The organism is Streptomyces sp. NPDC040718 (assembly GCF_055593565.1).
This window is the reverse complement of record NZ_JBVIXO010000016.1, coordinates 134,209-156,420: the sequence shown is the minus strand read 5'-3', so window position 1 is coordinate 156,420 and position 22,212 is coordinate 134,209. Positions and strand designations below refer to the sequence as shown.

Here is a 22,212-nt window from a genome sequence, read left to right as displayed (position 1 = left end):
TCCAGCATCGCCTCACGGAACTTCTTCGACCCGTTCGCGTTCGTCCGCTCACCGATCGCCATGTACGACGTGTCCTGCCGGAACGGCACCGTCTGATACAGCGACGCCGCACCCGGCTCCGGCTGCGGCGAGCGCTCGGTGATCGCCGTGCCGCGGACCCGCTCCACGACCTTCCGCAGGTGCTCGGGCGTGGTGCCGCAGCAGCCGCCGACGAGGGAGAGGCCGTACTCGCGGACGAAGGTCTCCTGCGCGTCCGCCAGCTCGGAGGCGGACAGCGGGTAGTGGGCGCCCTGCTTGGTCAGCACCGGCAGACCCGCGTTCGGCATGCACGACAGCGGGATGCGGGCGTTGCGGGCGAGGTAGCGCAGGTGCTCGCTCATCTCCGCCGGACCGGTCGCGCAGTTCAGACCGATCATGTCGATCCCCAGCGGCTCCAGCGCCGTCAGCGCCGCACCGATCTCCGAACCCAGCAGCATCGTGCCGGTGGTCTCGACGGTGACGGAGCAGATGAGCGGAACGCTGACGCCGAGGGCCTCCATGGCGCGGCGGGCGCCGATGATGGAGGACTTGGTCTGGAGGAGGTCCTGGGTGGTCTCCACGAGCAGCGCGTCCGCGCCGCCGGAGATCAGGCCCTCCGCGTTGACCTGGTAGGCGTCACGGATCTGGGCGTAGGTGATGTGGCCCAGCGTGGGCAGCTTCGTGCCCGGCCCCATCGAGCCCAGCACCCAGCGCTGCTGCCCGGTGGAGGCGGTGAACTCGTCGGCGACCTCGCGGGCGATCCGGGCCCCGGACTCCGACAGCTCGAAGTTGCGTTCGGGGATGTCGTACTCGGCCAGGGCCGCGTAGTTCGCACCGAAGGTGTTGGTCTCCACGCAGTCGACGCCCACCGAGAAGTACGCCTCGTGGACCGAGCGGACGATGTCGGGGCGGGTCACGTTCAGGACCTCGTTGCAGCCCTCCAGCTGCTGGAAGTCCTCCAACGAAGGGTCCTGCGCCTGGAGCATGGTTCCCATGGCTCCGTCGGCGACGACCACACGGGTCGCCAGCGCCTCCCGGAGGGCATCGGCCCGTGTCTGGGTGTCTGCGGGCGGGTTCGGCAACGAGGCCATGGTTGAGCTCCCTGGGCTGCGACGGCTGTCGGCTTTGCACCCTCTGTGTCAAGGGTGCACGCGGTCAGGGTAACCGCGCGGCAGCGGACCCGGTGAGGGCGTCCCACGTGGCGGACTGCATCCTTTGCCCGGGAGCCGCGTGGGAGGGTGCCTCGGGCACGCCGCACCGTGAAACACCCAACCATGCACGAGGTCGGCATCGACCGATACTGTTCAGCATTGTCGAACTACGTCAGCAGGAGGCTGCGCGATGGCACGGAACATCCAGTCGCTCGAACGAGCCGCTGCGATGCTGCGGCTCCTGGCCGGCGGGGAACGCCGGCTGGGTCTCTCGGACGTGGCGTCCGCCCTGGGCCTGGCCAAGGGCACGGCGCACGGGATCCTGCGCACGCTGCAGGCCGAGGGCTTCGTGGAGCAGGACCCGGCCTCCGGGCGGTACCAGCTCGGCGCGGAGCTGCTGCGCCTGGGCAACAGCTACCTGGACGTGCACGAGCTGCGCGCCCGCGCCCTGGTGTGGACGGACGACCTGGCCCGGGCCAGCGGCGAGAGCGTGTACGTGGGGGTGCTCCACCAGAGCGGGGTGCTGATCATGCACCACGTGTTCCGCCCGGACGACAGCCGTCAAGTGCTGGAGGTGGGCGCGATGCAGCCGCTGCACTCCACGGCCCTGGGCAAGGTGCTGTCGGCCTACGACCCGGTGGCGCACACGGAGGCCCTGGACGCGGAGCGGGAGGCCTTCACGCCCCGCACGGTGACCGACGCGGCGGGTTTCGAGGAGCTCCTGGACCTGACCCGGGCGCGCGGCTGGGCCTCGGACGTCGAGGAGACCTGGGAGGGGGTCGCCTCGGTGGCCGCGCCCATCCACGACCGGCGGCGGATGCCGGTCGGCGCGGTGGCCGTCGCGGGCGCCGTGGAGCGGGTCTGCGGGGAGTCCGGGGAGCCGCGGCCGGCCCTGGTGGCCTCCGTGCGGGACTGCGCACGGTCGGTTTCGCGCGATCTCGGCGCGGGCCGGTTCTGAGCTTGACCTGATTCATTCGGTCCACCCAATGACCCCTCTCGCGGGTCATTCGGGTGGACTTTGGCGTTTTCCGATCATCCATTGGCCTGATTTGGGCGATCGTACCGAGTGGTAACGATCCGGTTCTTTGACCTGGTCAGCCCTTGACGCGTTCTTCACCCAGGCGGAAAACTGCCGTTCATCGGTCGGCATTGTCGAACACCTACCGGCAATACGCGTTAGGCTATGGCGAGGCCATGGACCGGTGAAGCACTCACCGAGTGTGTGGACCACCGGAGGGACCCGGTGTCCGCCCACCCCTGGACGTAAGACAAAGGAGTCGCGGGTGTCCAGCTCCGACATCTTCATCGGCGAGACCATCGGTACCGCCCTGCTCACTCTGCTCGGCGGCGGCGTGTGCGCCGCCCTCACGCTCAAGAGCTCCAAGGCCCGCGGCGCGGGCTGGCTCGCGATCACCTTCGGCTGGGGCTTCGCGGTCCTGATCGCCGCCTACGTCTCCGCGCCGCTCTCCGGCGCGCACCTCAACCCGGCGGTCACCGTCGGCATCGCCGTGAAGACCGGCGAGTGGGGTGACGTCCCCGTCTACTTCGCGGGCCAGCTCCTCGGCGCCATGCTCGGCGCGGTCCTGATGTGGATCACCTACTACGGCCAGTTCCGCGTGCACCTGGCGGACCCCGAGAACATCAAGGACGCCACGCTCGGCCCCGAGGACCCGCACCCGCACGACCAGGCCGGCCCGGTGCTCGGCATCTTCTCCACCGGCCCCGAGATCCGCAACGTGGTCCAGAACCTCGCCACGGAGATCATCGGCACCTTCGTCCTGGTCATCGCGATCCTGACGCAGGGCCTCCAGGACGGCGGCAAGGGCCTCGGCGTCATCGGCGTCCTGATCACCTCCTTCGTGGTCGTCGGCATCGGCCTCTCCCTCGGCGGTCCGACCGGCTACGCCATCAACCCGGTCCGCGACCTCGGTCCCCGCATCGTCCACGCCCTGCTCCCGCTGCCCAACAAGGGCGGTTCGGACTGGGGGTACTCCTGGATCCCGGTCGTCGGCCCGCTCGTCGGTGCCGCGCTCGCCGGCGGTCTGTACAACATCGCGTTCGCCTGATCAGCTTCGGCCGCGCTCGCAAGAACCGCACCGCCCTCCTGATTCCGCCTACTCAACAGACCTGCCAGGAGCAGCCATCATGACCAGCAGCACCGGCCCCTTCATCGCCGCGATCGACCAGGGCACCACCTCCTCCCGCTGCATCGTCTTCGACCGCGACGGCCGCATCGTGGCCGTCGACCAGAAGGAGCACGAGCAGATCTTCCCGAAGCCGGGCTGGGTCGAGCACGACGCCGTCGAGATCTGGACCAACGTCCAGGAGGTCGTCGCCGGCGCCATCGCCAAGGCCGAGATCACCGCCGCCGACGTCAAGGCGGTCGGCATCACCAACCAGCGCGAGACCACCGTCCTGTGGGACAAGAACACCGGCGAGCCGGTGCACAACGCGCTGGTCTGGCAGGACACCCGCACCGACGCCCTGTGCAAGGAGCTCGGCCGCAACGTCGGCCAGGACCGCTTCCGCCGCGAGACCGGCCTGCCGCTGGCGAGCTACTTCGCCGGCCCGAAGGTCCGCTGGCTGCTCGACAACGTCGAGGGCCTGCGCGAGCGCGCCGAAGCCGGCGACATCCTCTTCGGCACCATGGACTCCTGGGTCATCTGGAACCTCACCGGTGGCGCCCAGGGCGGTACGCACGTCACGGACGTCACCAACGCCTCGCGCACCATGCTGATGAACCTGCACACCCTGGCATGGGACGAGAAGATCGCGGAGTCGATGGGCGTCCCGCTCAACGTGCTCCCCGAGATCAAGTCCTCCGCCGAGGTCTACGGCCACGTCAAGGACGGCGTCCTCGCCGGCGTCCCGGTCGCCTCGGCGCTCGGCGACCAGCAGGCCGCGCTCTTCGGCCAGACCTGTTTCGCCGAGGGCGAGGCGAAGTCGACCTACGGCACCGGCACGTTCATGCTGATGAACACCGGCGACAAGATCATCAACTCCTACAGCGGCCTGCTGACCACGGTCGGCTACCAGATCGGCGACCAGAAGCCGGTCTACGCCCTGGAGGGCTCCATCGCCGTCACCGGCTCGCTCGTCCAGTGGATGCGCGACCAGATGGGCATGATCAAGACCGCGGCCGAGATCGAGACCCTCGCGCTCTCGGTCGAGGACAACGGCGGCGCCTACTTCGTGCCGGCCTTCTCCGGCCTGTTCGCCCCGTACTGGCGCTCCGACGCCCGCGGTGTGATCGCCGGCCTCACCCGGTACGTCACCAAGGCGCACATCGCCCGTGCCGTCCTGGAGGCCACCGCCTGGCAGACCCGCGAGATCACCGACGCCATGACCAAGGACTCCGGCGTCGAGCTGGCGGCCCTCAAGGTCGACGGTGGTATGACCTCCAACAACCTGCTGATGCAGACGCTCTCGGACTTCCTGGACGCCCCCGTGGTGCGCCCGATGGTCGCCGAGACCACCTGCCTCGGCGCCGCCTACGCCGCCGGCCTGGCCGTCGGCTTCTGGCCCGACACCGACGCCCTGCGCGCCAACTGGCGCCGTGCGGCGGAGTGGACCCCGCGCATGCCCGCCGACCAGCGGGACCGCGAGTACAAGAACTGGCTCAAGGCCGTCGAGCGGTCCATGGGCTGGATCGACGACGAAGACGCCAGCTGACGCACCGGCTGAGTCAATCGACGAGGAGCTGAAAGAGATATGAGCACCCTGCAGAGCGTTCCCGCCCTGGGTACGCACCCGACTTCCGGTGCCAACGCGAGCCGCGCGGAGACCCGCGAGCAGCTCTCGAAGGCCACGTACGACCTGCTGGTCATCGGCGGTGGGATCCTGGGCACCTCGGTGGCCTGGCACGCCGCGCAGTCGGGTCTGCGGGTTGCCATGGTGGACGCCGGCGACTTCGCCGGCGCCACCTCCTCGGCCTCCTCGAAGCTCGTCCACGGCGGTCTGCGCTACCTGCAGACCGGCGCGGTCAAGCTGGTGGCGGAGAACCACCACGAGCGGCGGGTGCTGGCCAAGGACGTGGCCCCGCACCTGGTCAACCCGCTCACGTTCTACCTGCCGGTCTACAAGGGCGGTCCGGTGGGTGCGGCCAAGCTGGGCGCGGGCGTCTTCGCCTACTCCGCCCTCTCGGCCTTCGGCGACGGCATGGGCAAGGTCATATCCCCGGCGCGTGCCGTCGCCGACAACCCCGGCCTCAAGACGGACAACCTCAAGGCCGTCGCGGTCTACTACGACCACCAGATGAACGACTCCCGCGTCGCCGTGATGACGGTCCGCGCGGCCGTCGAGTCCGGCGCGGTCGTCCTCAACCACGCCGAGGTCACCGGCCTGCGCATGACGCGCGGCCGGGTCAGCGGCGCCGAGCTCAAGGACCGCCTGGACGGCACCGAGTTCGGAGTCGACGCGCGCGTCGTGCTCAACGCCACCGGCCCGTGGGTGGACCACCTGCGGCGCATGGAAGACAAGCACGCGATGCCGTCGATCCGCCTCTCCAAGGGCGCGCACATCGTCATGAAGCGCAAGTCGCCGTGGAAGGCCGCCATGGCCACCCCGATCGACAAGTACCGCATCACCTTCGCCCTCCCGTGGGAGGACCAGCTGCTGCTCGGCACCACCGACGAGGTGTACGAGGGCGACCCGGCGGACGTGCGCGCCACCGAGTCCGACATCCAGCAGATCCTGGACGAGGCCGCGTTCTCCATCAAGGACGCCGACCTCGACCGGTCGCTGATGACGTATGCCTTCGCCGGCCTGCGCGTGCTGCCCGGCGGCCCCGGCGGCGTCGAGAAGGCCAAGCGCGAGACGGTGGTCTCCGAGGGCGCGGGCGGCATGCTGTCCGTGGCCGGCGGCAAGTGGACCACGTACCGCCACATCGGCCGCGTGGTCATGGACAAGCTCGCCAAGCTCCCCGGCAGCCCGCTGACCGAGGACATGGAGCCGGTGAAGTCCCTCGTGCGCCGCGTCCCGCTGCCCGGTGTCGCCAACCCGAACGCGGTGGCGCACCGCCTGCTGGTGGACCGCGAGCCCGGCGCCCGCATGGACCCGCTGACCGCCCGCCACCTGGCCTCGCACTACGGCTCGCTGGCCTTCGACATCGCCCGCCTGGCGAACGAGGACCCGGCGCTGGCCGAGCGCATCCACCCGGACGGTCCGGAGATCTGGGCGCAGGTCGCCTACGCCCGTGACAACGAGTGGGCCCAGACGGTCGACGACGTGCTGCGCCGCCGTACGACGGTGACGGTCCGAGGCCTGGACGACGAGGCCGTACGGGCCCGCGTCCAGGAGATGCTGGGCCGCAAGGCATAGCTCGTACGCAGGTGGGGAAGAGGGGCGGTTCCGAGGGGAACCGCCCCTCTGTCGTGGGCTGTGGCCGACGTACCCCGAAGGCTTAGGCTGACCCACGTACGCAAGGAACTTCGGAAGGAGACCTGGGTGATCGAGCTTGAGGGCGTGCCCGAGCTGATCGACCCGGTCATGGTGGCCGCGTTCGAGGGCTGGAACGACGCGGGTGACGCCGCCTCCGGTGCGGTGGCGCACCTGGACCGGGAGTGGAAGGGCGAGGTCTTCGCGGCGCTGGACGCCGAGGACTACTACGACTTCCAGGTCAACCGGCCGACGGTGTGGCTCGACAACGGGGTCAGGAAGATCACCTGGCCCACGACGCGGCTGTCGGTGGTCCGGATCGGGGGCGCGAAGCCGCGCGACCTGGTGCTCGTGCGGGGCATCGAGCCGTCGATGCGGTGGCGGTCGTTCTGCAACGAGCTGCTCGGGTTCGCGCACGAGCTGGGCGTCGAGATGGTCGTCATCCTGGGCGCGCTGCTGGGCGACACCCCGCACACGCGGCCGGTGCCGGTGAGCGGGGTGACCTCGGACGCGGACCTCGCGCGGACGATGGACCTGGAGGAGACGAAGTACGAGGGCCCCACGGGGATCGTGGGCGTGCTCCAGGAGGCCTGCACGCACGCCGGGGTTCCGGCCGTGTCGCTGTGGGCCGCGGTCCCGCACTACGTGTCGCAGCCGCCGAACCCGAAGGCGACGCTGGCGCTGCTGAACCGGCTGGAGGACCTGATCGACATCCGGATCCCGCTCGGCGAACTGCCGGAGGACGCGCGGGCCTGGCAGCTGGGCGTGGACCAACTGGCCGCCGAGGACAGCGAGGTGGCGGAGTACGTCCAGACGCTGGAGGAGGCGCGGGACACGGCCGACCTGCCGGAGGCGTCGGGGGACGCGATCGCCCGGGAGTTCGAGCGGTACCTGCGGCGGCGGGACCCGTCCGCTGCCGCGGAGCAGCCGGGTGACGGCTCCTACCTCCGGGACACCTCCAGCGGGCTGACGCGGCCGCCGCGCCGCCGTGACGCCTCCGCGGAGGAACCCCAGCCCCCTGCGGCCCCGCCGGAGCCGGACGAACCCGGGGACACCCCCGAGCCCTGACCCTCCGCGGGTCCGCCGCTGCGCGGGGCTGGTCCCCTACCCGCCCTTCCACCGTTCACCGGGCTCCGCCCGGACCCGCGCCTCAAACGCCGGCGGGGCTGGATTCTCCAGCCCCGCCTGCGTTTGAGGCGAGAACGGGTGAAGGGCGGGGCGGGGAGCGGCGCCGCAGGCAGCCCGGCCCGCCCCCGGCACCCGGCACGGCGATGCCCCCCGGCTCCGGCGGAGCCGGGGGGCATCGGAAGCCGGTGCTACAGGGCCACGCCCAGGAGGGCGTCGACCGTGCGGGAGACCAGACCGGGAGCCGACTCGTCGTCTCCGTCGGAGGCGTTCTGGGCGTCCACCCAGGCGTCCACCGCCGCCAGCGCCGCCGGGGCGTTCAGGTCGTCGGCCAGGGCCGCCCGGACCTCCTCCACCAGTTCCTCGGCCGGCAGGCCGTCCGGCCGGGAGACGGCCGCGCGCCAGCGCGCCAGGCGGGCCTGCGCCTGGGCGAGGACGTCGTCCGTCCACTCCCAGTCCGCCCGGTAGTGGTGCGCGAGCAGCGCCAGGCGGATCGCCGCCGGGTCCACCCCGGCCCGCCGCAGCGCCGAGACGAAGACCAGGTTGCCCTTGGACTTCGACATCTTCTCGCCGTGCAGCGCGACCATGCCCGCGTGGACGTAGGCCTTGGCCATCGGGAACTCGCCCGTCAGGGCCTGCGCGTGCGAGGCGCCCATCTCGTGGTGCGGGAACGCCAGGTCGGAGCCGCCGCCCTGGATGTCGAAGCCCATGCCCAGGTGGTCCAGGGCGATGGCCACGCACTCGATGTGCCAGCCCGGCCGGCCGCGGCCCAGGGAGCCGCCGTCCCAGCTCGGCTCGCCCTCGCGGGCGGCCATCCACAGCATCGGGTCGAGGGGGTTCTTCTTGCCCGGGCGGTCCGGGTCGCCGCCGCGCTCGGCGGACAGGGCCCGCATCGCCGCGGCGTCGAGGTGGGAGACCCCGCCGAAGTTCGGGTCGGACTCCACCGAGAAGTAGACGTCGCCGTCGAGCTCGTACGCCGCGCCCGCGTCCCGGAGCCGCTCGACCAGCGGGACGATGCCCGGTATGGCCTCGACGGCTCCGATGTAGTGCTGCGGCGGCAGCATGCGCAGGGCGGTCATGTCCTCGCGGAAGAGGGCCGTCTCGCGTTCGGCGAGCTCGGTCCAGTCGTGTCCGTCGCGCAGCGCCCGCTCCAGCAGCGGATCGTCCACGTCCGTGACGTTCTGGACGTAGTGGACCTGCCGCTTGTTGTCGAGCCACACGCGCTGCACGAGGTCGAACGCGTTGTAGGTCGCCGCGTGACCGATGTGGGTCGCGTCGTACGGGGTGATCCCGCAGACGTAGAGGCGGGCGACGGGACCGGGGGCGAGGGTGATCGTCCCCTGGGTCGCGGTGTCGTGGATCTGGAGGTCGCGGCCCTTGCCGGGCAGGGCGGGGACCTCAGAAGCGGGCCAGGCATGCATGGTTCGAGCCTAACCGGACGAGTGTTCCGCGAACGAATGGGACCAGCACTGTTGGCTTGATCGGCACTCTTGCGGTCTGGCCGGTTCTATGCGTCCGCGATCATCCGGCGACGCCCCTGCTCAGACGGGCGGCCAGGGGATCGCCGGCCACTGCCCGGACGGCTGCGGGTGCTTCCCGTCCCGCAGCAACTGCGCCACGCGGCCCCGTACCGCGGCCAGCTCGACCGGGGTGATCAGTTCGCCCAGCCGGGTGGCGAGCGGCGCCCCGTCCGCCAGCTGCGCCCCCAGGGACCCCAGGACCTCGCGGGCCTCGTCGGTGAGCGGCTCGCCCGCCCAGCCCCAGAGCAGGGTGCGCAGCTTGTCCTCCGTGTGGAAGGTCACGCCGTGGTCGATCCCGTAGAGCCGGCCGTCCGGCGCGGGCAGCAGGTGGCCGCCCTTGCGGTCGCCGTTGTTGATCACCGCGTCCAGTACGGCGAGGCGGCGCAGCCGGGGGTCGTCGGCGTGTACGAGGAGGGCGGTGCGGCCCTCCCCCACCTCGGCGAGGGCGACCGGCTTCCAGCCCTCCCCCGCCTCCTCCCCCTCGACGAGGGCCAGCAGCCCGGACTCCGGTGATTCTCCGGCGTCGATCCAGTGCTGGACCATGCCCTCTCCGTACGGGCCGTCGCGCAGCACGGTGGTGGGCACCAGGCCCCACCCGGTGGCCTCGGAGACCAGGTAGGCGGCGCGCTCGCGCCGGGCGAGGTTCCCGTCGGGGAAGTCCCACAGGGGCCGCTCGCCCTTGACGGGCTTGTAGACGCACTCCGCGCTGCGCCCCTCGTGGGCGACGGTGCACAGCAGGACCGCGTTGGAGGCCTCGGCGATGCGGCCGCGGACGGTGAGCTCACCTCGGGTGAGCAGCTCCTCTATGGGGGTCACCTCGCTCACGCCTGGCGCCGGTACCCGTTCTGGCGGGGGCAGACGTGGCCCTCGGGGTCGAGGGGCAGGCTGCACAGCGGGCACGGCGGCCGTCCCGCGTTGACCACGTCGAGGGCCCGCTTGGCGAAGGCCCGGGCCTGTGCGCCGGAGAGCCGGACCCGCAGCATCGGCGGGCCGTTCTCCTCGTCCTGGAGCAGGCGCTCCTCGGCCTCGGCGAGGTCCTCCTCGGAGTCCGCTTCGAGTTCGACGAGCGCCTGCGCCTCGACGATCATCCGCTGCTCCTCGCCGTCCCAGGCGAGGGCCATGGTGCCGACCCGGAACTCCTCCTCGACGGGGACGTCCAGCGGTGCGGTGTCGGCGGCCTCGGTGGAGGCGACGGCCGGGACGGGCGCGTTGCCGCCGGTCCGCCGCACGACCTCGTCGAGCAGCTCGTCCATCCGCTCGGCCAGCGCCGCCACCTGGGTCTTCTCCAGCGAGACGCTGGTGACGCGGGCGCCCGCGGAGGCCTGGAGGAAGAAGGTGCGGCGTCCAGGCAGACCGACCGTGCCGGCCACGAAGCGGTCCGGGGGGTCGTAAAGGAACACCTGACGGGGCACGTCCAGTCTCCAAGTCTGAGGCAGGGGCAGGGCTGCTCACGTGTTGTTGGCCCTGCCACCCTACTGCTCCGTTCGATCAGGCCGCGCCCGCGCCGCCCCCCACGACGGCGTTGCCGCCGCCCTCGGTCTCGGCCTCGGCGGAGGCGACCGGGTGCGGGATCAGCGGGGCGAGGTCGCCGGTGTCTCCGAGGCGCAGCAGGAAGGGCCGGGTGGGGGTGTAGCGGATCGCGGTGACCGAGCAGGGCTCGACGTGGATCCGCTGGAAGAGGTCGAGGTGCATGCCGAGGGCGTCGGCGACGAGGGACTTGATGATGTCGCCGTGGGAGCACATGAGGAAGGCGGCGCCGGGGCCGTGCTCCTCCTCGATCCGCGTGTTCCATTCGCGTACGGCGTCCACGGCGCGGGCCTGCATGGCGCGCATGGACTCGCCGCCGGGGAAGGCCGCGGCCGAGGGGTGCTGCTGGACGATCTTCATGAGGGGTTCGTCGGCGAGTTCGGAGAGCTTGCGGCCCGACCAGTCGCCGTAGTGGCACTCGCCGATCCGCTCGTCGGTGTGCAGCGGCAGGTCGGGGCGGTCCGCGAGCAGCGGGGCCAGGGTCTCCCGGCAGCGCTGGAGCGGGCTGGAGACGGCTGCGGCGAGGGGGATCCCGTCGAGCCTTCCGGGCAGTGCGGCGGCCTGTCCGGCGCCGTGTTCGTCGAGGGCCACTCCCGGTGTCCATCCGGCGAGCAGACCTGCGGTGTTGGCGGTGGACCGCCCGTGTCGTACGAGGATCAGCGTGGCCATGCATGCAGGGTATGCGGTGCCGTCGGCGTGCGGGCGGGCGCGGGTGGGGGAAGAATGCCCGGCGTGATTGTCGACTGCGCGATGTACCGGGACGGCCGCCGCTCGCAGGCGCCCGAGGACTTCTCCGACGCGCTGGAGGAGGCCCGGGCCCGCGGCGACGCCTTCCTGTGGGTCGGCATGTACGAGCCGACGCCCGCGGAGTTCGACCGGGTGAGCCGCGATTTCGGCCTGCACAAGCTGGCGGTGGAGGACGCGCTGACGGCGCACCAGCGGCCGAAGCTGGAGGTGTACGACGACTCGCTCTTCGTGGTCCTCAAGCCGGTGCTGTACGACGACGACACGGACACGGTGACCACGGGCGAGCTGATGGTGTTCATCGGCGACTCCTTCGTGGTGACGGTGCGGCACGGCGAGGGGGCCGCGCTGGCGGCCGTCCGGCACCGGCTGGAGCAGGAGCCGGACGTGCTGCGGCACGGCCCGACGGCGGTGCTGTACGCGGTGTCCGACGCGGTGGTGGACCACTACATCGAGGTGGCGGCCGAGCTCCAGGCGGACCTGGAGGAGCTGGAGGCGGAGGTGTTCGCGCCGAACCCCCAGGACTTCAAGAACACCGCCGCCCGGATCTACGGCTTCAAGCGGCAGGTGCTGGAGTTCCGCCGGGCGACGAGCCCGCTGCTCCAGCCGATGAACCGGCTCGCGTTCGGGGAGGTGCCCTTCGTGCACGGGCACGCCCAGCCCTTCTTCCGGGACGTCGCCGACCACCTGACGAAGGCGAGCGAGTACATCGAGGGCCTGGACCGTCTGTTGTCGGACGCCCTGGCGGCGCACCTGGCGCAGATGGGCGTCAGGCAGAACGACGACATGCGCAAGATCTCCGCGTGGGCGGCCATGGCGGCCGTCCCGACGATGGTCGCGGGGATCTACGGGATGAACTTCGACGACATGCCGGAGCTCAGGCAGCCCTGGGGCTATCCGGCGGTGGTGGTGCTCATGGTGGGGCTGTGCCTGGCCCTGCACCGGATGTTCAAGCGGCGCGGCTGGCTCTGATCACCGGGGGCTTCCTACGCGAACTCGCGGGTGGTCGTGGGCACGCCGCCCAGCGGGTCCTGCCGGTCCGGTGGGCGCAGGCTGACCATGCGGTGCCAGCCGCTGAAGCGCTCGTACGCGTACATCGCGCGGATGCCGGCGGCGAGGGCGGCGGCCTTGGGCGCGGGCCAGCGGAGCAGCCGGCCCATGTGGTCCATCACGGCGAGGCTGACGTCCCGGTAGACGCCGATCTCGGTGAGGGCGCTCTCGCGCAGGACCCGCTGGATGGTCCGGCCGTGCCCTTCGCGGGCGAGGCGCAGCAGCTCCTCGTGGCAGTAGGCGAGGTGGTTGTCCTCGTCGTTGCTGATGACGCGGACGGCCTTGCCGACCTCGGGGTGGTCGCCGAAGTGGCGCAGCAGCATGACCATCTGGTCGGCGGCGCGCTGTTCGGTGACCCGGCTGTGGGCGAGGTAGACGACGATGTCCTCCTCGCTGAGGGTCTCGTCCCGGCGCAGCTTGTCGTGCGCGAGGCCGATGCCGCGGCGTTCCAGCAGCATCGTGTAGTCGGTCTCGGGCGGGACGGGGACGGCGGGCAGGCCGCGCTTGCGCAGCAGGGCCCGGAAGATCCGGCCGTGCTTGTCCTCGTCGGCGCCGTGCCGGGTGATCTTGGGGGCCAGGTCGCGCATGCCCTCGGGTACGAGGGCGGCGATCCGGGCGTTCTCCCAGCCGCCCTGGGACTCCCCGCTGGCGGCGATGGAGCAGAACAGCTGGAAGGAGTCGTCGTGGTCGACGATCTCCTGGAACAGGCTGCGGGCAGAGAGCATGCAACGAGTCAAATGCGGATCGACCGGGCGGGCAACCGATGCGTCCCCGCGCTCGGCCGAATGAACGAAACCGGCGGGTGCCCGGCGGGGCGTAACCCCGGGGGCGGGCCGGGCGTTGTTCGCTGTGTCGGCCGTGGCGGGGAAGACCCCCCGAGCCCCCACCACGGCCGCTGACCTCCTTTTGGACGCCGCCCTCGCACCGCTTCGCGGGCTTCGGGCGGCTGCGTCGGACTCCGTCCGACGGCTACGTCGGCTTCCCGCGCGTCAGGCGAGGCCGGCGATCTCCAGGGCCTCGGTACCGGCGCGCAGGGCGGCGATCCGCTCGTCGAGGGTGAAGCCGGCCGGGGCCAGCGTGAGGGTGGTGACCCCGGCCTCGGCGTAGGCCCGCATCCCGTCCGCGATCCGCTCCACGGAGCCGAGCAGGGTGGTCGAGTCGATCAGCGAGTGCGGGACCGCGGCGGCCGCCCCGTCCTTGTCGCCGCCCAGGTACTTGGCCTGGATCTCGGCGGCCTCCTTCTCGTAGCCCATGCGCTGGGCGAGCTGGTTGTAGAAGTTCTGCTTCGGGCTGCCCATGCCGCCGACGTACAGGGCGGTGTAGGGGCGGAACATGTCCGCGAGGGCGGTCACGTCCTCGCCGATGGCCAGCGGTACGGTCGGGCAGACGTCGAAGCCGTCCATCGTCAGCCCGGCCTTCTCGCGGCCCGCGCGGATGTGCCGCAGGGCCGTCTCCTCCAGGTGCTCGGCGGCCGGGAAGATCAGCAGGGCGCCGTCGGCGATCTCGCCGGTCTGCTCCAGGTTCTTGGGCCCGATGGCGGCGATGTAGAGCGGGATGTGCGGGCGCTCGGGGTGCACGGTCAGCTTGAGCGGCTTGCCGGGGCCGCCGGGCAGCGGGAGGGTCCAGTGCGCTCCCTCGTAGCTCAGCCGTTCGCGGGACATGGCCTTGCGGACGATCTCCACGTACTCCCGGGTCCGGGCGAGCGGCTTGTCGAACTTCACGCCGTACCAGCCCTCGGAGACCTGCGGTCCGGAGACGCCGAGGCCGAGCCGGAAGCGGCCCTTGGTGAGCGAGTCCAGGGTGGCGGCGGTCATCGCCGTCATCGCGGGCTGGCGGGCCGGGATCTGGAAGATGGCCGAGCCGACGTCGATCCGCTCCGTCTGGGCGGCCACCCAGGCGAGTACGGTCGCCGCGTCGGAGCCGTAGGCCTCCGCCGCCCAGCAGACGTCGTAGCCGAGACGGTCGGCCTCCTGGGCGACGGCGAGGTTGTCGGCGTCCATGCCCGCACCCCAGTAGCCGAGATTGATGCCGAGCCGCATGTGTCGTCCCCTAACGGATGTGCCGGTTTACCGATCAGTAACGTGGGTCTGCGGGGGACTGTAGCGCGCCCGACGGCCCCGCGTCAGTGCCCCAGTAGTCTCAGCGCTCATGGAGCAGAGGCATCTCGGCCGCACCGGACTGCGCGTCTCCCGGATCGGCCTCGGCACCCTGACCTGGGGCCGTGACACCGGCGAGGAAGCCGCCGCCGAGCAGTTGAAGACGTTCTGGGAGGCGGGCGGCACGCTCGTCGACACCGCCGACGTGTACGGCGGCGGGGAGGCGGAGTACCTCCTCGGGCAGCTGGTGGGCTCCCTGGTGCCGCGCCGGGACGTGGTGATCGCGACCAAGTCGGGCAGCGTCCCGGACCCGGACCGGCGCTTCAACGGCTCGCGCGGTCACCTGCTGGCCGCCCTGGACGACTCCCTCGACCGGCTGGGCACCGATTACGTGGACCTGTGGCAGGTCCACGCCTTCGACCCGCAGACCCCGCTGGAGGAGACCCTCCAGGCGCTGGACCTGGCCGTCTCCAGCGGCCGGGCCCGGTACGCGGGGGTGTCCAACTTCAGCGGCTGGCAGCTGGCGAAGGCCGCGACGTGGCAGCTCGGCGCGCCCGGGGTGCGGACCCGGCTGGCCTCCACCCAGATGGAGTACTCGCTGCTCCAGCGGGGCGTGGAGCGCGAGGTGCTCCCGGCGGCGCTGGACCTGGGGGTGGGGCTGCTGCCCTCGTCCCCGCTGGGGCGCGGGGTGCTGACCGCCAAGTACCGCGACGGGACGCCGGCCGACTCCCGGGGCGCGTCGCCGGCGCTGGCCGCGCTGGTGGAGCCTTACCTGGACGAGGCGGCCGGCCGGATCGTGGACGCCGTGGTCACGGCCGGGCAGGGCCTGGCGGTCACGCCGCTCCAGGTGGCGCTGGCCTGGATCCGCGACCGGCCGGGGGTGGCCGCCCCGATCGTCGGCGCCCGCACGTCCGCGCAGCTCGCGGCGGCACTGTCGGTGGAGGCCCTTACCCTTCCGGAGGAGATCCGCCGGGCGCTGGACGACGTGTCGGCGCCCGTGCACCGCTACCCGGATCAGGACTGGAGCACGCTGTGAGTACGGCCCCCGACCCCGCCAACCCCGCTGCCGCGGAGGACCCGTACGAAGCCGCCGCCCATCCCGGCGCCGGGACCCCGGAGGGCCGGGACGCGGGGGACGTGCCGGGCACCGCCGGTCCGGGCGAAGCCCCGGAGGGCACGGATGGTGCCGGTGCGGCGGACGCCGATGACCAGGGCGCGGCTGATGGCGACGGCCCCGGTGCCGGTACGGCGGACGCCGAGCAGGCGCAGGGCCCGGACGCGGCCGGCTCCGCCGCCGACGCTCCGGCTGCTCAGGGCGAAACCCCGGCCGGCCCGGGAGCGGGCCCGGACGGCCCCGGAGCGGGCCCGGACGGCCCCGGAGCGGGCCCGGACGGCCCGGCTGCCGCCGAGGCGCCCGCGCCCGGCGACGCCGGAGCCGAGGCCCCGGGCAGCTCCGGCGAACCGGCTTCGCCCGGGCCCTCGGCCCCGGGCGAAGCCGGCGTAGCCGGGACCGACGGCCCGGACGTGTCCGACGCAGTCGGCGGGGGGCCGGGGGCGGAGCCCCCGGTTTCGGGAAGGGGCGGGGTGGGGGAAAGCCCCGCAGGGCCCGACGCGGAGCCCGAGCCGGACCAGGACGCCGCCGGGGAGCGGACGGACGGAGCCACCGAGCCCGAGCCGGGCCAGGGCGCCGCCGGAGAGCCGGCAGGGCCCGACGCGGAGCCCGAGGCGGGCCAGGGCGCCGCCGGGGCAGGGGCCGCCGGGGCGGAGCCGGTCGCGCCCGGGCTCACCGAGGCGCAGGCCGAGCTGGCCGCGCAGAAGGTCGAGCGCGAACGCATCGCCCGCCGCAAGGCCGAGCGCGAGGGCCCCGTCGACGCCGGTGCCAAGCTCAGCGGCAAGGCCGCCGACCTGCTGGCCGCCGTACGGGCCGTGGAGAGCGGTGCCAAACCGGCCGCCCCCCTCTACTTCGACGAGGCCCCCGCCGCCCCCCGCAAGGCCGCCCCCGCTCCCCCGCAGCCGCGCCCCGCGGCCCCCGCCCCGGCCGCCCCCACCGCCGGGGACATCGGTGCCGTCCGCGCCGTGCTCGCCCGCGGCGGCGCCCCCGAGGCGCTGGCCGGGCTGGCCGCCGAGGCCCTCGGCGAGGGCGCGGCCGAGCAGCTGACCGAGGATCCCTGGCGGCTGCTCGCCGTCCCCGGGGTGCGCCCGACGCAGGCGGACGGCTTCGCGCAGGCCCTGCTCGGCCCCTCGGCGGGCCCCGCCGACGAGCGCCGCGGCGCCGCCCTGCTGGGCTGGCTGCTGGACCAGGCCGCCGCCAAGGGGCACACCGCCCTGGAGGCCCCGGTCCTGGAGAAGGCCCTGGCTCAGTACGGGGTGCCGGCTCCCGCCGAGGTCCTGGAGGCCGCCATCGGCGACGGCGCGGTGCTGGTGTTCCACGAGCCGCTGGGCCCGCCCGCCGGTGAGGACGAGGAGCAGCCCGTACGGATCCTCGTGGGCCTGGAGGGGCACGCCCTGGCCGAGGAGGCCCTCGCGGACGGCCTGGCCCGGCTGGCGGGCACCTTCGCCGGCCCCGCCGACTGGTCTGCCGCCGCGGCCGGCGGCCCCGGAGCCGAGCTGGTCCGGGCCGTCGCCGGCCACGGCCTGGTCACCCACACCGGCGGCGAGGCCGCCCGCGCCGAACCGGCGGCCCTGCTGGCGGCCGCCCGGCAGCTCGGGCTGCGTGCGGTCCTCGCCGCGCACGCGCCGGCGCCCGGGGCCGTCACCGTGGCCGGGCTGCTCGCGGGGACGGAGGGCCCGGGGCGGGACGCCGACGGCCGGTTCGACCTGGACCTGCTGATCGTCCTGGACGCGCCGCAGCTGGACGTGGAGGGGGCGGCCGCGCTGGTGGAGTCCGTGGCCGACGGGGCCCGCCTGGTGCTCTCCGGCGACCCCGGCGTGCTCGGATCGGCGGGACCGGGGCGGGTGTTCGCCGACGTGCTGGCGGCCCGCGCCTTCCCGCAGGTGGTGTCCCGCGCCCCGGACCCGGGCCCGATCGGCGAGCTGGTCTCGGGGATCGGGGTCGGGGAGCTCAACCGGGTCGACGCACCCGGCAAGGAGGTCGTCATCGTGCCCGTGCGGGACGCCGGCGAGGCCGTGCACCGCACCGTGCAGCTGGTCGCCGAGTCGGTGCCCCGCGCCTTCGGGATCCCGGCCGAGGACGTGCAGGTCGTCACCCCGGGCCACGGCGGCGCGGCGGGCACCCGCGCGCTGAACGCGGCCCTCAAGGAGCGGCTGAACCCCGGCCCCGGCCGGTTCGCCGGCTTCGACCCGGGCGACCGGGTGGTCCACGTGCCCTCGCCCGGGCGGGCCCTGCCGGCCAGGGTGGTGTCGGCCGACGCGCAGGGGCTGCACCTGGAGGCGCGGGGCGCGCGGGTCGTCGTACCGCAGGAGCGGGTGGAGGCGCAGGTCCGGCACGGCTGGGCGGTGACGGCGCACCAGGCTGTCGGCTCGCGCTGGCCGGCGGTGGTCGTCGTACTGCCCGGGGACGCGGCGCAGGCCCTGTCCCGGGACTGGGTGTACACGGCGTTCGGGCGGGCCGAGCGGCACCTGTCCGTGGTGCACGGGGTGGACGAGGCGCTGCCGCGCGCGGTGGCGCAGGGGCTGCCGAAGCCGCGCACGACCCGGCTGACGGGCCTGCTGCGCGCCCTCACGGCCGCGCAGGAGGAACAGCCCTAGCGGGCCGCGACGCGGACCGTGCCCCGCCCCGCCGGTGTCGGCGGGGCGGGGCACGGGGAGGGCGGCGGCTCCGGAGGAGGTCAGGCCGGGGTCAGACCGGACTCGGCCGCGCTCTCCTCCTCGTCCGCGTCGTCGTCGAAATCGGGCTCCTCGTCGAAGACGGAGCTCACGTCGAAGCGGTGCAGCACGTCCTGCGGATCGGTCTGCCCGAAGGGCGAGTTGAGCCAGTCCCCCGGTTCCGCGACCTCCTCCAGGGCGGCGATCCAGAGGGTGGAGTCGCCCTCCTCCAGACCGAACTCCTTGTAGCGGGAGGCGATCTCGTCGGGCTCGTACTCCCCGAAGAGCACGCCCAGCGCTCCGGCGGTACCGCCGCCGTCGAGGAGCTCGGCGTCCTGGTCGTGCGCGGCGACCCGTTCGGCCTGGGCGATCAGCCGCGCCGGTTCGACGACGGCGTAGTCACGGCGGATGAGCACGCTGAAGGCGGCGGGCTCGGCGGGGCCGGTGTACGGGACACCGGTCTCGGGCGTGGGGATCTCGAAGGGGGTGACCTCGTCGTGGCGGTCGTAGAGGAGTTCGTCGTACTCCTCGGCCGCGGCGGCGAGTTCGTTGAAGGCGGCGTAGACGGCCGGGTCCTCGTCCCCGATCCTGCTCTCGACCGCGGCGAGGTGACGGTCGAGTGCGGCCTTGACCGCCTCGGCGGCGGCGCGTACCTCGGCAACAGTGGGCAGAGCGGCATCAGACATAGTGCAGACGCTATCCGTAGCGGGCCGGTGCCCGCACAATAGATGCGATGCCGGAATACGAATTCGTCGACGTGTACGTGCCCCGTGGTACGCCCCGCAAGGAGGCGACCCGGCTGCTGACCGATCATGCGGAATACGGAAATTGGGAGCTGGACCGCCTGACCCTGTACCGGGACGGCAGCCGCCGCGCGCGGCTGCGCCGCCGGATCATCCGCCAGGTCCGCGCGACCTGGTGACGCGGGCCCCGGGTGCGGGGCCCGCGTCGTGAGTGCCCGTCAGGCGGCGTTGCGGGCGCGCCGGTAGAGCACGGCGCCGGCCAGCAGCAGCCCGCCGGCGAGCGGTACGCCGGCCGTCAGGGCGTCACCGGCACCCGTGGCGGCGAGGGCGGCCTCGGCCCCCTGGCCGGGACCGGCGGCCGGGCCACCGGGCTTGCCGGGCGTCTGACCACCCGGGTTGCCCGGAGTCTGCCCGCCAGGGTTCCCGGGCGTCTGCCCGCCCGGGTTGCCCGGGGTGTGCCCGCCCGGCGTGCCGGGGTTCCCGGGCGTCTGCCCGCCCGGGTTGCCCGGGGTGTGCCCGCCCGGCGTGCCGGGGTTCCCGGGCGTCTGCCCGCCCGGGTTGCCCGGAGTCTGCCCGCCCGGGTTCCCGGGGTTCTGCCCGCCCGGGTTGCCCGGGGTGTGCCCGCCCGGCGTGCCGGGGTTCCCGGGGTTCTGACCACCCGGGCTGCCCGGAGTCTGCCCGCCCGGGGTACCCGGATTGCCCGGGTGACCGGGGTGATCGTCGTCGTCGCACGGCTCGTCATGGCCGCCGCCCGGGTGACCGGGGTGTCCCGGGTGACCCGGGTGCTGCGGCTTGCCCGACTCGTTGGCGCAGCGGTTCCCGAAGGCCGGGTTCAGACCCCCCACCACCGTCACCGTGTTGCCGCACACGTTCACCGGCGCGTCCACCGGCGCCTGCACGTTGTTCCCGGACAGCAGTCCCGGAGAGTTCGAGGCGTGCCCCGACGCCCCCGAGTCCGCCTGGGCCTGACCGCCGGCGAACGCGAGGACACCCCCCGCGGCCGCCATCGTGATCAGTGTCTTCCTCGTGACCTGGACCGGTCGTCGCATCTGTACTCGTCCCCTGGTGTGTACGTTCCGTTCGGCGCGCGGACCGTACGGGCTCCCCCGCCCGCCACGCCGAAGCAGTGAGCTTCCGGGCCGTAAAAGCCCGGCGGCCCCGGAGCGCTGGATTGCGCTCCGGGGCCAGAACTTCAGAAGCGTCAGGCGTTGACGCAGGTGTTGCCGAAGGCCGGGTTCAGCAGGCCGATGATGCTGACGGTGTTGCCGCAGACGTTGACCGGGATGTGGACCGGAACCTGGACGACGTTCCCGGACAGGACACCGGGGGAGCCGATGGCCGCGCCCTGGGCACCGGCGTCGGCGGCAGCCATGCCCGCACCCGCGAGAACCAGACCACCGGTGGCAGCCGCAGCGGCGACAACCTTCTTGAGCATTGTTCCTCCTAGTAGGCAAGTGCGGTCCCAGCCGCGGACCGCACCACCTGTAACGAGGAGGGATCACCGGGGCTACGAGCGCATGAGCGCATTCACTCTTCTCAGTGGAATCCGCACACCTTCCCGAATCTCCGGCGTTATGGGGCGACGCGCTCGCGTCAGGCGTTGTCGATGAACCGGTCCAGGACCCGGACGCCGAACTTCAGCCCGTCCACCGGCACCCGCTCGTCCACGCCGTGGAACATCCCGGCGAAGTCCAGCTCCGGCGGCAGCTGGAGCGGCGCGAAGCCGAAGCAGCGGATGCCGAGGTCGTCGAAGGACTTGGCGTCCGTCCCGCCGGAGAGCATGTACGGGACCGCCCGCGCGATCGGGTCCTCGGCCCTGAGGGCGCCCTGCATGGCGTCCACGAGCCGCCCGTCGAAGTCCGTCTCCAGGGCCTTGTCCGCGTGGACGTCCTCGCGCCTCACGCGCGGGCCGAGGATCCGGTCGAGGTCGGCGAAGAACTCGTCCTCGTACCCCGGCAGGAAGCGGCCGTCCACGTGGGCGGTGGCCTGGCCGGGAATGACGTTGACCTTGTAGCCGGCGCCGAGCATCGTCGGGGCGGCCGAATTGCGCAGGGTCGCGCCGACCATCTTCGCGATGCCGCCGAGCTTGGCGAGCGTGGCGTCCATGTCGTCGGGGTCGAGCGGGGTTCCGAGGGCGTCCGAGAGCTCGTCGAGGAAGTGTCGAACGGTCTTCGTGACGCGCACCGGCCACTGGTGGCGGCCGAGGCGCCCGACGGCCTCGCACAGCTCGGTGATCGCGTTGTCGTTGTTGGTCATGGAGCCGTGGCCCGCGGTGCCGTCGACCGTGAGGCGCATCCAGTGCATGCCCTTCTGGGCGGTCTCCACGAGGTACAGCCGCAGGTTCTCGTTCACCGTGAAGGAGAAGCCGCCGACCTCGCCGATGGCCTCGGTGACGCCCTCGAAGAGCCCGGGGTGCTTGTCCACGAGGTGGCGGGCCCCGTACGTGCCGCCCGCCTCCTCGTCCGCGAGGAAGGCCAGCACGATGTCCCGCGGGGGCTTGCGCCCGCTGCGCATGCGGTCGCGCACGACGGCCAGCGTCATCGCGTCCATGTCCTTCATGTCGACCGCGCCGCGGCCCCAGACGCAGCCGTCGGCGATCTCGCCCGAGAAGGGGTCGTAGGTCCAGTCGGCGGCGTTGGCCGGGACGACGTCGGTGTGCCCGTGGATCAGCAGGGCCGGCCGCGAGGGGTCCTCGCCCTCGATGCGGGCCACGGTCGACGCGCGCCCCTTGTGCGACTCGAAGATCTGCGGCTCCAGCCCGACCTCGGCCAGCTTCTCCGCGACCCACTCGGCCGCCTTGCGCTCACCGGGGCCCGAGTGGTCCCCGTAGTTGCTGGTGTCGATCCGGATGAGGTCCCGGCAGAGGTCGACGACCTCGTCCTCGCCGGAGACGGCCTTGCCCGCGCCCGATGCGCTCACGCTGTTCCTCCCACTGATCAGTACCGGCTACCTCCACCATCCTCCCGCCCCGGGCCCGTCCGCCCAAGGGCGTTCCGAGCCCGCTGGGGGGTGTGATCGGGGACCCCCTGCCGTTTGGTAATGTTTTCCACGTCGGAACGGCCCGCGAGGGACGTGAGGCGCACACCCTGTCCGGGTG

At 72.9% G+C, this 22,212-nt stretch carries 20 protein-coding genes; 9 read left to right on the top strand and 11 right to left on the bottom strand.

Annotated elements, in window-relative coordinates; all coding sequences use genetic code 11:
* The coding region (locus tag ACZ597_RS30450; RefSeq protein ID WP_471336834.1) for a homocysteine S-methyltransferase family protein at positions 1–1,109 on the bottom strand (1,109 nt) is incomplete at its 3' end.
* A gap of 250 nt (positions 1,110–1,359) precedes the next feature.
* On the opposite strand from ACZ597_RS30450, the gene ACZ597_RS30445 reads away from it, so the two are divergent.
* The 5 genes from ACZ597_RS30445 (at position 1,360) to ACZ597_RS30425 (ending at position 7,613) form a co-directional block, all read left to right on the top strand.
* A complete protein-coding gene (locus tag ACZ597_RS30445; protein WP_471336830.1) occupies positions 1,360–2,127 on the top strand; it encodes an IclR family transcriptional regulator in 768 nt (255 codons plus the stop codon).
* Positions 2,128–2,452: 325 nt separating this feature from the next.
* Complete coding sequence (locus ACZ597_RS30440) at positions 2,453–3,235, top strand: MIP/aquaporin family protein (RefSeq protein WP_471336828.1); 783 nt, start codon at positions 2,453–2,455, stop codon at positions 3,233–3,235.
* Positions 3,236–3,314: 79 nt separating this feature from the next.
* Positions 3,315–4,841, top strand: coding sequence for a glycerol kinase GlpK (gene glpK / locus ACZ597_RS30435; protein WP_471336825.1), 1,527 nt, complete (start codon positions 3,315–3,317; stop codon positions 4,839–4,841).
* Between the two features lie 39 nt (positions 4,842–4,880).
* On the top strand, positions 4,881–6,488 hold the full coding sequence (locus ACZ597_RS30430; protein WP_471336822.1) for a glycerol-3-phosphate dehydrogenase/oxidase: 1,608 nt from the start codon (positions 4,881–4,883) through the stop codon (positions 6,486–6,488).
* 126 nt (positions 6,489–6,614) lie between these two features.
* On the top strand, positions 6,615–7,613 hold the full coding sequence (locus ACZ597_RS30425; RefSeq protein WP_471336819.1) for a PAC2 family protein: 999 nt from the start codon (positions 6,615–6,617) through the stop codon (positions 7,611–7,613).
* 248 nt (positions 7,614–7,861) lie between these two features.
* Here ACZ597_RS30425 and mshC read toward each other — a convergent pair whose 3' ends face one another.
* The 4 genes from mshC to ACZ597_RS30405 all read right to left on the bottom strand — a co-directional run bounded on the left by mshC (position 7,862) and on the right by ACZ597_RS30405 (position 11,386).
* Entirely contained in the window at positions 7,862–9,091 is a 1,230-nt protein-coding gene (gene mshC / locus ACZ597_RS30420) for a cysteine--1-D-myo-inosityl 2-amino-2-deoxy-alpha-D-glucopyranoside ligase (RefSeq protein WP_471336816.1), read from the bottom strand.
* A 120-nt stretch (positions 9,092–9,211) separates the two neighbouring features.
* Positions 9,212–10,006 carry an SCO1664 family protein gene (locus ACZ597_RS30415; RefSeq protein WP_471336813.1) on the bottom strand — a complete coding sequence of 265 codons (795 nt, stop codon included), beginning with the start codon at positions 10,004–10,006 and terminating at the stop codon, positions 9,212–9,214.
* A 5-nt stretch (positions 10,007–10,011) separates the two neighbouring features.
* Positions 10,012–10,602, bottom strand: a complete 591-nt coding sequence (locus ACZ597_RS30410) for a DUF3090 domain-containing protein (protein ID WP_471336810.1) — start codon at positions 10,600–10,602, stop codon at positions 10,012–10,014.
* A 76-nt stretch (positions 10,603–10,678) separates the two neighbouring features.
* Positions 10,679–11,386, bottom strand: coding sequence for a histidine phosphatase family protein (locus tag ACZ597_RS30405; protein ID WP_471336807.1), 708 nt, complete (start codon positions 11,384–11,386; stop codon positions 10,679–10,681).
* A 54-nt stretch (positions 11,387–11,440) separates the two neighbouring features.
* On the opposite strand from ACZ597_RS30405, the gene corA reads away from it, so the two are divergent.
* Positions 11,441–12,433 (top strand): magnesium/cobalt transporter CorA, encoded by a 993-nt coding sequence (corA, locus tag ACZ597_RS30400; RefSeq protein ID WP_471336804.1) that lies wholly within the window; start codon positions 11,441–11,443, stop codon positions 12,431–12,433.
* A gap of 14 nt (positions 12,434–12,447) precedes the next feature.
* Here the strand turns inward: corA and ACZ597_RS30395 are convergent, their stop codons facing one another.
* The gene (locus ACZ597_RS30395; RefSeq protein WP_471336801.1) at positions 12,448–13,236 is read right to left on the bottom strand and encodes a ferritin-like domain-containing protein; all 789 of its coding nucleotides are present in this window, start codon (positions 13,234–13,236) and stop codon (positions 12,448–12,450) included.
* A gap of 264 nt (positions 13,237–13,500) precedes the next feature.
* On the bottom strand, positions 13,501–14,550 hold the full coding sequence (locus ACZ597_RS30390) for an LLM class F420-dependent oxidoreductase (protein ID WP_471336798.1): 1,050 nt from the start codon (positions 14,548–14,550) through the stop codon (positions 13,501–13,503).
* Between the two features lie 109 nt (positions 14,551–14,659).
* On the opposite strand from ACZ597_RS30390, the gene ACZ597_RS30385 reads away from it, so the two are divergent.
* Both ACZ597_RS30385 and ACZ597_RS30380 read left to right on the top strand, forming a co-directional pair.
* Complete coding sequence (locus tag ACZ597_RS30385; protein WP_471336795.1) at positions 14,660–15,643, top strand: aldo/keto reductase; 984 nt, start codon at positions 14,660–14,662, stop codon at positions 15,641–15,643.
* Entirely contained in the window at positions 15,640–18,315 is a 2,676-nt protein-coding gene (locus ACZ597_RS30380) for a helix-hairpin-helix domain-containing protein (RefSeq protein ID WP_471336794.1), read from the top strand. Before ACZ597_RS30385 ends, ACZ597_RS30380 begins: the two co-directional genes overlap by 4 nt.
* An 80-nt stretch (positions 18,316–18,395) precedes the next feature.
* Here ACZ597_RS30380 and ACZ597_RS30375 read toward each other — a convergent pair whose 3' ends face one another.
* On the bottom strand, positions 18,396–19,058 hold the full coding sequence (locus ACZ597_RS30375; RefSeq protein WP_471336791.1) for a hypothetical protein: 663 nt from the start codon (positions 19,056–19,058) through the stop codon (positions 18,396–18,398).
* A gap of 47 nt (positions 19,059–19,105) precedes the next feature.
* On the opposite strand from ACZ597_RS30375, the gene ACZ597_RS30370 reads away from it, so the two are divergent.
* Positions 19,106–19,294 (top strand): DUF5703 family protein, encoded by a 189-nt coding sequence (locus ACZ597_RS30370; RefSeq protein WP_388943548.1) that lies wholly within the window; start codon positions 19,106–19,108, stop codon positions 19,292–19,294.
* A gap of 39 nt (positions 19,295–19,333) precedes the next feature.
* On the opposite strand, the gene ACZ597_RS30365 is transcribed toward ACZ597_RS30370, so the two are convergent.
* The 3 genes from ACZ597_RS30365 to ACZ597_RS30355 all read right to left on the bottom strand — a co-directional run bounded on the left by ACZ597_RS30365 (position 19,334) and on the right by ACZ597_RS30355 (position 22,034).
* The gene (locus ACZ597_RS30365; protein ID WP_471336788.1) at positions 19,334–20,122 is read right to left on the bottom strand and encodes a chaplin; all 789 of its coding nucleotides are present in this window, start codon (positions 20,120–20,122) and stop codon (positions 19,334–19,336) included.
* A 194-nt stretch (positions 20,123–20,316) separates the two neighbouring features.
* A complete protein-coding gene (gene chpH, locus ACZ597_RS30360) occupies positions 20,317–20,550 on the bottom strand; it encodes a chaplin ChpH (RefSeq protein WP_471336785.1) in 234 nt (77 codons plus the stop codon).
* A gap of 158 nt (positions 20,551–20,708) precedes the next feature.
* Positions 20,709–22,034: a M20/M25/M40 family metallo-hydrolase gene (locus ACZ597_RS30355; RefSeq protein ID WP_471336782.1), complete on the bottom strand. Its 1,326-nt coding sequence runs from the start codon at positions 22,032–22,034 to the stop codon at positions 20,709–20,711.
* Positions 22,035–22,212 lie beyond the last annotated feature (178 nt).